This is a genomic window from Burkholderia sp. Bp8963 (assembly GCF_003854275.1).
In the GTDB taxonomy this organism is placed as follows: Bacteria; Pseudomonadota; Gammaproteobacteria; order Burkholderiales; family Burkholderiaceae; genus Burkholderia.
This window is the reverse complement of the sequence record NZ_QTQP01000102.1, coordinates 1-9,520: the sequence shown is the minus strand read 5'-3', so window position 1 is coordinate 9,520 and position 9,520 is coordinate 1. Positions and strand designations below refer to the sequence as shown.

The 9,520-nt window shown below is 60.1% G+C and carries 9 protein-coding genes and 1 pseudogene; 2 read left to right on the top strand and 8 right to left on the bottom strand.

The window, feature by feature from the left end; genetic code table 11:
* The 7 genes from DID96_RS36965 to DID96_RS36935 form a co-directional block, all read right to left on the bottom strand.
* The coding region (locus DID96_RS36965; protein WP_148094530.1) for a cytochrome ubiquinol oxidase subunit I at positions 1–766 on the bottom strand (766 nt) is incomplete at its 3' end.
* 71 nt (positions 767–837) lie between these two features.
* Entirely contained in the window at positions 838–981 is a 144-nt protein-coding gene (locus DID96_RS36960) for a hypothetical protein (protein ID WP_260464163.1), read from the bottom strand.
* 27 nt (positions 982–1,008) lie between these two features.
* On the bottom strand, positions 1,009–2,535 hold the full coding sequence (locus DID96_RS36955; RefSeq protein ID WP_124604181.1) for a CoA transferase: 1,527 nt from the start codon (positions 2,533–2,535) through the stop codon (positions 1,009–1,011).
* Positions 2,536–2,596: 61 nt separating this feature from the next.
* Entirely contained in the window at positions 2,597–3,556 is a 960-nt protein-coding gene (locus tag DID96_RS36950; protein WP_124604179.1) for a 3-hydroxyacyl-CoA dehydrogenase NAD-binding domain-containing protein, read from the bottom strand.
* A gap of 21 nt (positions 3,557–3,577) precedes the next feature.
* Complete coding sequence (locus tag DID96_RS36945; RefSeq protein ID WP_124604176.1) at positions 3,578–4,501, bottom strand: 3-hydroxyacyl-CoA dehydrogenase; 924 nt, start codon at positions 4,499–4,501, stop codon at positions 3,578–3,580.
* Between the two features lie 622 nt (positions 4,502–5,123).
* Positions 5,124–6,884 carry a winged helix-turn-helix domain-containing tetratricopeptide repeat protein gene (locus tag DID96_RS36940; RefSeq protein WP_124604174.1) on the bottom strand — a complete coding sequence of 587 codons (1,761 nt, stop codon included), beginning with the start codon at positions 6,882–6,884 and terminating at the stop codon, positions 5,124–5,126.
* 21 nt (positions 6,885–6,905) lie between these two features.
* Positions 6,906–7,289 (bottom strand): hypothetical protein, encoded by a 384-nt coding sequence (locus DID96_RS36935; RefSeq protein WP_124604172.1) that lies wholly within the window; start codon positions 7,287–7,289, stop codon positions 6,906–6,908.
* Between DID96_RS36935 and DID96_RS36930 the strand changes: the two genes are divergently transcribed.
* Positions 7,288–8,247, top strand: coding sequence for a GlxA family transcriptional regulator (locus DID96_RS36930; protein WP_124604184.1), 960 nt, complete (start codon positions 7,288–7,290; stop codon positions 8,245–8,247). The two genes, DID96_RS36935 and DID96_RS36930, sit on opposite strands and share 2 nt — an antisense overlap.
* Positions 8,248–8,382: 135 nt before the next feature.
* The gene (locus tag DID96_RS36925) at positions 8,383–9,093 is read left to right on the top strand and encodes a response regulator (RefSeq protein ID WP_311767790.1); all 711 of its coding nucleotides are present in this window, start codon (positions 8,383–8,385) and stop codon (positions 9,091–9,093) included.
* An 80-nt stretch (positions 9,094–9,173) separates the two neighbouring features.
* On the opposite strand, the pseudogene DID96_RS39315 reads toward DID96_RS36925, so the two are convergent.
* A pseudogene (locus DID96_RS39315) lies at positions 9,174–9,520 on the bottom strand (hypothetical protein); the annotation flags it as partial.

Genomic DNA, 9,520 nt, shown 5'->3' with positions numbered 1-9,520 from the left:
TCGCCGCGATCTTCACTGGCTGGTATTCGCGCGTGTTGAGGCCGTGCGCGTCGCCGACGACGATCTGCACCGGCGCGAGCAGCAGCAACATCCACAGCGCCATCGAGAACGTGCGCTTGACGGGCTCATCGCGCCGGCCGTGCAGCAGATGCCACGCCCCGCACGCGGCGACGATGAAGCCCGCAACGATGAACGCCGCAATCGTCATATGCGCGAGACGATAGGGAAACGATGGGTTGAACACCACTTTCAGCCAGTCAACCGGCACGATACGGCCGTTCGCGATCGCAAAGCCTTGCGGCGTCTGCATGAAGCTGTTCGACGCCAGAATCCAGAACGCCGAGATCAGCGTGCCGAGCGCCACCATCAGCGTCGCAAAGAAGTGCGCGCGCGGACTCACGCGTTGCCAGCCGAACAGCATCACACCAAGGAAGCCCGCTTCGAGAAAGAACGCGGTCAATACTTCATACGTTAGCAAAGGCCCCGTGATGTCGCCGGCGACGCGCGAAAACCCCGCCCAGTTGGTGCCGATTTCGTAGGCCATCACAACGCCGGAAACCACACCCATGCCGAACCCGATCGCGAAGATCTTCGACCAGAACTGGTACATGGCCATGTAGGCGGCGTCGCCTGTCATCAGCCAGCGCCATTCGAGCACGGCGAGGAAGCTGGCCATCCCGATGCTGATCGCGGGAAACACGATATGAAACGAGATCGTGAACGCGAACTGCAATCGGGCTAGGTGGAATGCATCGAAGAGTTCCATGATTGGTCACTGGCTCAAGGCGATAGGGGAATGTGCGCAAAGAAGGGGGATGCGCTCGGGCGACGGAGAAACTACGCGGCACATCCATCAAGCGTCGTCAGTGCGCGCTCGTCCGCCTCCAACATCGACGGCACCCCTTCGCGAAGGAGGTCGACGAACGTGCGGATCTTTGCGTCGAGGAAACGCCAGAACGGATACAACGCATAGGCATTCACGGGCTGCCCCTGATATTCCCGAAGCTGTCACGAGCTCGCCCATTCCGGCTTGCTCGACCCACGTGGCACGAGTACCGTCCTGAAGGAGCCAGGTGTCTTCGACAAGACCACCTGGTCTGTCATCCCCTGATAGGTACCAAGCGGGGTCTCCGCCGTAAACAGATCGGGCGCGATGTCTGCGTGCTCATCGGAAGAACCGGCGGTCGCCCGGGCATAGTCCTTGTCGAAGATGCCGAGCGAGAACAGCCACAGCACGGTCCGTGTCAGAGAAACGGTGACCCGATAGCTCCCCCCCTCCTCAGCACGCCGGCGCAGCGCCGAAAGCACGCCAAGGGTGCCGAGCCAACCCACCACGTTGTCGACAATCGGGAGGATTGGCGGAGATTTGGGATGCTCGAGCGAGCCTTCCGTGGTGAAGAGCCCCGCGACCCCCGCGCCGATTTCATCGAATCCGACACGATTCTTCCAGGGGCCCCTGTCGCCATGAAGAAGTACGTTCACATGGATCAATCCCGGTTTCCTTGCGCAGAGCTCGTAGGCGTCGAGGCCATAGTGCTCCAGATAACCCGGACGCCTGTTCGCAAAAAAGACGTCGGCATCCTTCAACAGGTGATCGAACTTCGCGCGATCCTCCTTCGAGTCATCCAGGAGCGTTGAACGCATCCCAACCTGGACGTCCCACGCGAACATCTCAAACTCGCTATCATGCGTTCGCCAGATATTGAGAACATCAGCTCCGTGCAGGGCAAGGTCCCTGCCGATCGCCGCTCCGGCGATCACGTGGCCCATGCCGAATGCACGAATACCATCCAGCGGACTGGTTGCATTCTTCTTGAAGGGAATTGGCTCGCTTTCGCCAATCTTCTCGACCTTGATCAGCGGCATGCTCGAGAGCACTTCCGTGTATTGAAGTTCCTTGCTGAACTCCTCAAACGTGCGCACCTTCGCGAGGACGATCCCGGCGTCTGCTGCCGCATCCTCCAGGTCGTCGGCGCGCCACTGCAGAATGGCATCTCGCACGGACTCCGGGCTCGAGCCACATTTCAGCAAGCTGAGCGCGCGGGCAGCCAGTTTGGGGTAGATGTTCAGAGGCATGACGTGCCGTCCGTCGCGGGTTTCGCGAAAGAGTTGCCTGTCGATGAACGGGTTCAACGGGTCCTCAAACCCTCTTGCGGGACGTCCGTTTATCGTTTCCCATTTCAGATCGAAGAAGCCGCAGAAGCGCCGCAACGCCTTGCGGACATCCACTTCGATATCTTGCCCCTCACCCGTTCGGAGCCGCCACAATGCGGCAACACCGACGGCCTTGGCGGCTAGGGCGAGCGCGGCAATGGCGCCGAACCTGAAGGGGCTGGGAATGATCGGATCGAGGCCGTAGAAGGTGACCTTGCCACCGCTGTCCCCCGTCGCTAGTCCTACGTTGCCCAGTACGGCATTGAGTGCGCTGTGCAGGTCGATAACCGGGCTCTGCTCCCGATTTGCGAGATTCGATTGAATGATCCCTGTGAGCGGGTCCGGTTCGTTTTCGATTCGCAGGGTAGGCAAGTCGTTCATTTACAATTCTCCGTTTCCGTTAGGAGTATCAACTTTTACAATCCAGCCGAGCCAGCCGCGGCTATGGGTTGGTAGCCGCGTTCGTCCCTCTGGTGCGCAACTCGATGAGACCGAGCAGGACTTCGTCCCGCTCCGCCTCCAGCTCCTCGACGGAGCGCGATCCGACCTCGGCGTGAACGCTCTCGATGAGCTTCGTCTGCGCTTCCTGGCTCAGCACCGGCTCGCCGAGAGTCTTCCACCAGGCCGTCATCGGGCCGCTGAACTGCTGGAAGAAGTGCTCGATGCCGCCCGGGCCGCCGCCAAGATGGTTGAGCATCATGTTGCCCATCACCCCCCAGCGCAGACCCGGGCCCCAGCACAGGGCGGTGTCGACGTCGGTGGCGCTTACCACACCCTCCGTGACGAGGTAATACACCTCGCGCGCCAATGCGGCCTGCAGCCGGTTTGCGACGTGGCCGGGCATCTCCTTGTTGACCCGCACCGTCCGCTGCCCAATCGACGTATAAAATTCCGCGGCGCGCTGGATTGTCGCTTCTGAGGTCTCTGCCCCGCCGACGATCTCGACGAGCGGGATCAAGTGTGGCGGATTGAACGGATGGGCGATGACGCAGCGCTCGGGGTGCGCTGCGGCGCCCTTCTGGATTTCGCTCATGGTGAGTCCCGACGAGCTCGATGCAATGATCACGTCGTCAGCCAGCAGCTTGTCGAGCTGCCCATAGAGCTTCTGCTTGAAATCAATGCGCTCGGGGCCATTTTCCTGGACCAGGTCCGCGCCCGCGAGCGCTTCTTCGAGCACGGATGTGAACGTCAGGTTCGTCTGCGACGCGCCGGGCGAGAGGCCCAATCGCGTGAGCGCCGGCCATGCGGATTCCACGAATTTTCGCAACGTAGCTTCGGCATTCGGTGCGATGTCCGTCGCCACGACGTGCAATCCCCTGGCGAGAAACAGCGCGGCCCAGCTCGCGCCGATCACGCCCGTTCCGATGATGGCGATGCGGCGAATGGGCTTCGTGTCGTTCATGTGATTTCTCCAATACGTTTGTCAAACTGCGGGGCAGACTTCGGCAAAGGCGATGCCGGTGAGATTGCCCTGGGCGTAGAGGACGTTGCGCTCGTTCTTTCCATCGAGATCCGCTGAATAAACCGAGCCGCCCAGGTCCGTGACGAACATCCGGTTGCCGGTAACGTCGAGCGCGATGCCGATCCCCTCCAGCAGGTGCGTGTTCAAGATCTCCGGCGTCGCCGGTTCGTCGATCGGGGCGCGATTGACGGTGTTGCCGCGCGGCGGATCGCCGCGGTCGGTCCAATAGAGGACGCGGTTCGCGAGGTCAAGCTCGAGGTCGATCGGTTCGGGCAGATCGTCGAACAGCACCTCGATGTCGGAGCGGGTCGCCGGCGTTTCACCGTTCGGGATTTCCAGGTTCGCGCGGAAGATGCGGCCCTGGCCGCCGTCGTCCGGGCCTTTTTGCGTCCAGTAAATCTTCTTGAGCTTCGGATCGATGGTGATCCCGACGCACCACCGGGTCTGGTCGTGCCGGTCGCTGTCGCCGTGCCCGGCCTCGACCAGCGTTTCGACCTGAGAGCCATCGCAGTTGACGCGCATCACGCGCATGCCCTCGCGGTCGCACCAATAAAGCTTGCCGCCCTCCTTGTCGAGATGGAGCTGCTTCGGCGTATGCGTGATGCCTTGCGGAACGATGAGCACGCGGTTCTTGCCGTCGAGGTCGGCGCGCTCGATCGAGCCGTCATGGGGGCCCACCGAACCCATGTTGGTCCAATAGATATGACCGGCATCCGTATCCACCGCGATGCCGTCCGGCATGCGGCAGTCCGTGACGATCGTCGTGCGGTCGGAGCCGTCGGGATTCATCGAATGAATGCGACCGCCGCTCAATTCGAGGAGAAACAATCGTCCGGAGCGGATCGCGCTGGAAACGTTGCTTCCGTTGGTCTTAAACTGTGTCATTGGATATCCTTCGTATCGCTGCAATTGACGGGGAGACCGAACGTCAGGCAAAGGTCGAGCGCCGCCGGGAATCGATGCAGTCGATCCCGGAGGCACACGAAGCTCCGATGACGTTGTTGCGACTGACTACGTTTGAGCTACGCGAGCGTTGGAAGACGTTGCTCATTGACAGGAAATCTAGGCGGTCAGTAGTGCGCGACGCAATTGCACGATGGTGTAATGGCACCTTCGTATCGGCATGAGGAATGTCATGTCATGCCTGACGCAAAGTGCCATTGCGACTGCGCCGGGCACGCCCTAAATTGGTTCGCAGCTCATTGCATCCCAGCGCGCCGAAATAGCGCGGCTTGTGTGAGATGTGCTGCGGGTGGATGGGCGTGGCGGTTGTCGTCGATAGCGACGGCGTAAGGACAACCACCAGCCGGTCAATATGAACGATCGAATGACCGTTTTGGCATTGGGAGCTGCCCGTGGAGCAGTGGTTGGTCAAATGGCGGATCTGGGTTGCGGAGCGACACTGGCGTCCGGCCGAGTCCGGCCAAGAGGATGTCCGGCCTTGTGGTACGCCCAGGATGCTGAAAGTAAGTGGCCATCGCTGGTTTCACTACTGCTCACGCGGCTCCTAAGTATCCGTCAGCGGCGGTTGATCGCGCAACCAATCACTGCGCCCCATCTGTGCAATGATTTCGCAAAACTTCGGATAACGATACAAGCGGGATGCCAGAGGAAAGTATCTGGAAAATAAAAGGTAATTGGGGTCGCGGATTTCGTAGGATTCGCGGGCGTAGCGAATCGCCTCATCCTCCCTCGCCAACGCGCAAGCCGCGATAGCGAGTGACGTCGGCAACATATATTCACGACGGGCTCGGGCCTGCATTTCGCTGTAAACCGCGTCGGCGTCAGCGGCTTTGCCCCAATCTGCGAGGGCCACGACAAGCCAGGCCATAGACCAAGGGTGCCGGCCGGACATCGCCAATGTCGCTTCTCCCGCCGCAACGGATGCTTCGAGCTGACCGTTCACCAGCAGTGCCGTCTGCAGCGCCCCGTTAGCGAGGAAGTTCTCGGGATCGAGTTGGACGGCGCGCCGGCTGACCTCCACGCCCTCCCCGGTCTTGCCTGCGACAGTACAAGTCATAGCGTATTCGGCGTGTGCGTAGGCTGATGCGGGGTCAGATGCCAGCGCTAACTTCACTTGCTCCATTCCCTCCGCCAGCCGCCCTTCCGAGTTCTGGAGATAAAGCGTTCCATACCAGCAGAGTGCCGGGATGTACTTCGGATTCAGTTGCAGTGCGCAAAGAAACTCACGCTCGGCCTCCGCCTTGTTCCAGGCCCCGATCAGGGCGGCGACAGCCAGGGCGCAGTGTGCTTCGGCGAGCGATGAGTCCAGTGCCACCGCGTGTCGAGCGGCCTCTATGGCCTTTCGCATGAAAGCCCGAGGATCTACGAACCCGAACCAGCAAAGGGTCGAGTAGCAATCTGCTAGACCGGCCCACGCCAATGCATAGCCTGGATCGAGATCCACTGCCCGCTGGCAACAGGCGAGGGCACGGGCAATGGCGGGCCCCCTTTTGTAGAGCAAAGCGCGACCTTTCAGGTAGGACTCGTAGGCCTCGAGATTCGGGGTTCCAAAGTGAACCAGGTTTTTCGTACCCCACGGGAACGTGATTTTCAAGCGCTGCACGATCGCTTGGGCAATCTCCTCCTGAATTGCGAACACATCCTTCATTTCACGGTCATAGCGCTCCGACCACAGATGGTATCCGTCCACCGCAGACACGAGCTGCGCCGTGATACGCAGACGATTATCTGCTCTGCGCACACTTCCCTCGAGAACGGTGCGCACGTTCAGTTGCTCGCCAACAATACGCGGGTCGATGTGCTTACCCTTGAAAGAGAAGGCGGAGCTTCGCGCCACGACGTGAAGCTCCTGGATCTGGGCTAGCGCATTGATGATTTCCTCAGTAATACCGTCGGCAAAGTATTCGTGCTCTGGATCTGCGCTCATGTTGATGAACGGCAGTACCACGATGGAATCGCTTACCACACTCCCGGCGGGAGCAGGCGTGGCGCCGCACGCAGTTACCGGTGCGACCAGTCGATAGCCGCGTTTCGAAATTGTCTCGATGATGCGTGGTTCGCGGGCATCGTCGTCAAAAGCGCGGCGCAACTCAGCGATGCAGCGCTTCAATACATCCTCGGTCACCACGGTCCTGGGCCAGACGGCTTGAAAAAGCTGCTCTTTGGAAACCGTGTCGCCAGGGTGCTGGGCCAGGCACACCAAGACTTCCATGACCTTGGGCTCGAGGCGAGCGGTCTTGCCTTGGGAAGAAATGCTGTTGAGGTTGGGGGTGACCACCCAGCTCCCCACTCGGAGGTCGTCCATCGGGTCTCTCCTCCACGCGGACTAACTGTCTGAATTGTAGTCTCGGTGAATACCGTCCTCACCAAAATTCCGCCGCAACATCACAGTCTCCTCACGACTTTCGGGCACGTCCACACCAATAATGCTCTCGTCGTAACCATCTTTTTGTAGGAGATGGTATGGACGCGTCGGGTTGGTGAGGCTGTAGAAGCGGAAATACAAACGCCCGCTCGCCATACTGTCGCGATCCGGCAAGACCGGCCTGTTGACCACAGCCTCATCTTTATCCAGAGGTCCATGATGAGCATGTACGCAAGGGATTTGCTTGAGCCACGCCGAGATGATCCGACGTCGACAGAACTGCGGAAGATCGCGATGAGCATCATCGCCGTCGGCACCCGAGATCAACGTGAAGGCTGCTGACATGTGCCAGATTGGCTTTCTGATTAGCGAGGGTTTTCAGATCATGGATCTCGCGACTCAGTCGGTGTTCGAGTGGGCGAACATCGTGGCGGGTGAACCGTTCTACGCGCTTGAAAACTTTTCTGCGGAAGGCGGGGAAGTGCGTTCGTCACTTGGCCCGTCAGTGGGCACACGGTCATTGCGCGAGCATGTCGACGTCGACACCTGGATCGTCGGCGGGGTCATTGATCCGCTCAGTTCGCCGCCTCCTGACAATATTGTTGCGTTCCTGCGCCACGCGAGTACTCGCGCGAGGCGCTTAGGCGCGATCTGCACCGGTGGATTCGTGCTCGCGGAAGCGGGCTTGCTGGCGCAGCGACGCGCCACGACGCATTGGATGTATGGGCGCGAAATGCAGAAACGTTTTCCAGATATCCATGTCGAGGAAGACCAGATCTACATTGTCGATGGTCCGATCTGGACGTCCGCTGGCATGACGGCTGGCCTTGATCTGGCGCTCGCGATGGTGGAAAAGGATCTGGGTGCGGAAACGGCCCGTTCAGTGGCACACATTCAAGTCCTGCATCAGCGCCGCTCGGGCGGCCAGTCGCAACATTCCGAAATGCTGGACCTCGCGCCGAAATCCGATCGCATCCAGAACGCCCTGAACTATGCGCGCCAGAATCTGAGCCGTTCGCTGACAGTGGAGGCGTTGGCGAAGATCGCTCACCTAAGTCCGCGCCAGTTCAGTCGTGTGTTCATGCTCGAGACGGGAGAGTCTCCGGCCAAAGCCATCGAAAGACTACGACTGGAGGTAGCGCGGCTGATGATCGAACAGAGCCGGCATCCGCTTGAGTTCATCGCTAGAGAGAACGGCTTTCGCGATTGCGGCCATATGCGCGAAGCCTTCATGCGCGGGGCGGGCATTCCGCCCCAGGCGGTCCGGCGCGACGCGCGCACGGGTGTCCGAGGTATCTTCTAAACCGACGTTCGCCAATTGCGATGCCCTGCGGCCGCATCGGGTTGCAAGGTCGAACGACTCATCGAGGTGCCTGTGAATGGAGTTTGTAAAACGACACCCGACCACGCAGTTGAACGCAAATCGGAATCGTCGTCAGTGCATGCCACGCCGATGGTCTTTATCGTCGACGAAGACGTTTCGGTGCGTGAGTCGCTCGAAGCAATGGTTCGCCCTGCCGGCCTCATTGCCGAAACGTTCGCTTGTGCGCGGGACTTTCTTAGGCGCCAGCGCCCGATGGTCCCGAACTGCCTGGTGCTGGACGTCAGTCTTCCCGATCTCAGTGGCCTTGCCCTGCAGAATCTCATTGCAACCGAGCGTACAGACATGCCGATCATCTTCATCACTGGCTACGGCTACGGCGACGTGCGGACGACGGTGCGGGCCATGAAAGCCGGGGCGTTTGATTTTCTCACCAAGCCCTTTGACGACCAGGTCCTGCTCGATGCCATCTGGCACGCCATCGAGTGCAGCCGCGCGGCATTGAGCGAGGCGGCCGAGATGAAGGCGATCCAGGATCGCTACGCCTTACTCAGTCAACGCGAACGCGAGGTCATGGCGTTGGTGGTGACCGGCCTTCTGAACAAGCAGGTGGGAGCCGAGTTGGGCATCAGCGAGATCACGGTGAAGGTGCACCGCAGGCAGGTCATGCGAAAGATGAACGCGCGCTCCCTCCCCGAACTGGTAAACATCGCCGCGAGACTTCACACTGATCGCGCCAAGGGCAGCGCTGCAATGCAGCTTCGTGAGGGACCGGGCGGTATTGCCCCGTGGCTGCAAGTCCGTTATTTGAGTAGAGCAGCCGGTTGAATGACCATCTAAACGCAAAGGCGAACGGCCGTAGTTGGCCGATTTGCGAACCGGAGAGGTAACGCTTTCCGGGAAAAAAGCTAAATCAACTCTGCTGCTTCACGTATCCGCTGAGCGGTTGCCGGCAGGCCACCGCGTTCCAGGGCTTGCGCGAAGTCCTCGGCGGTTGCCTGAGGCTTTTTGCGACGGGCACGCATATGCTTGAACGCGGTCATCGCAGTAACCCATGTCGTTATACACAACGTCCTTGTTGTTCGGCGACGGCGACGAAGCCCGTTTACTTTCAATGACATAGAGCGGCGCTTGTAAACTGTCGGCGTTTCGCGTTTACTCTCCGCTTTTGAGCGGACGCCTTGGTCACGGAATCGACGCCCTGGACACAAACGGAATTCGAGCAACTGGACCTTGGCGACGCGCGCCTGAACAA

What these genes read in the sequence shown, in the direction of transcription:
- DID96_RS36930 (WP_124604184.1), top strand. Translation starts at nt 7,288, where the DNA reads ATGTGCCAGATTGGCTTTCTGATTAGCGAGGGTTTTCAGATCATGGAT.
- DID96_RS36940 (WP_124604174.1), bottom strand. Translation starts at nt 6,884, where the DNA reads ATGGACGACCTCCGAGTGGGGAGCTGGGTGGTCACCCCCAACCTCAAC.
- DID96_RS36945 (WP_124604176.1), bottom strand. Translation starts at nt 4,501, where the DNA reads ATGACACAGTTTAAGACCAACGGAAGCAACGTTTCCAGCGCGATCCGC.
- DID96_RS36950 (WP_124604179.1), bottom strand. Translation starts at nt 3,556, where the DNA reads ATGAACGACACGAAGCCCATTCGCCGCATCGCCATCATCGGAACGGGC.
- DID96_RS36935 (WP_124604172.1), bottom strand. Translation starts at nt 7,289, where the DNA reads ATGTCAGCAGCCTTCACGTTGATCTCGGGTGCCGACGGCGATGATGCT.
- DID96_RS36955 (WP_124604181.1), bottom strand. Translation starts at nt 2,535, where the DNA reads ATGAACGACTTGCCTACCCTGCGAATCGAAAACGAACCGGACCCGCTC.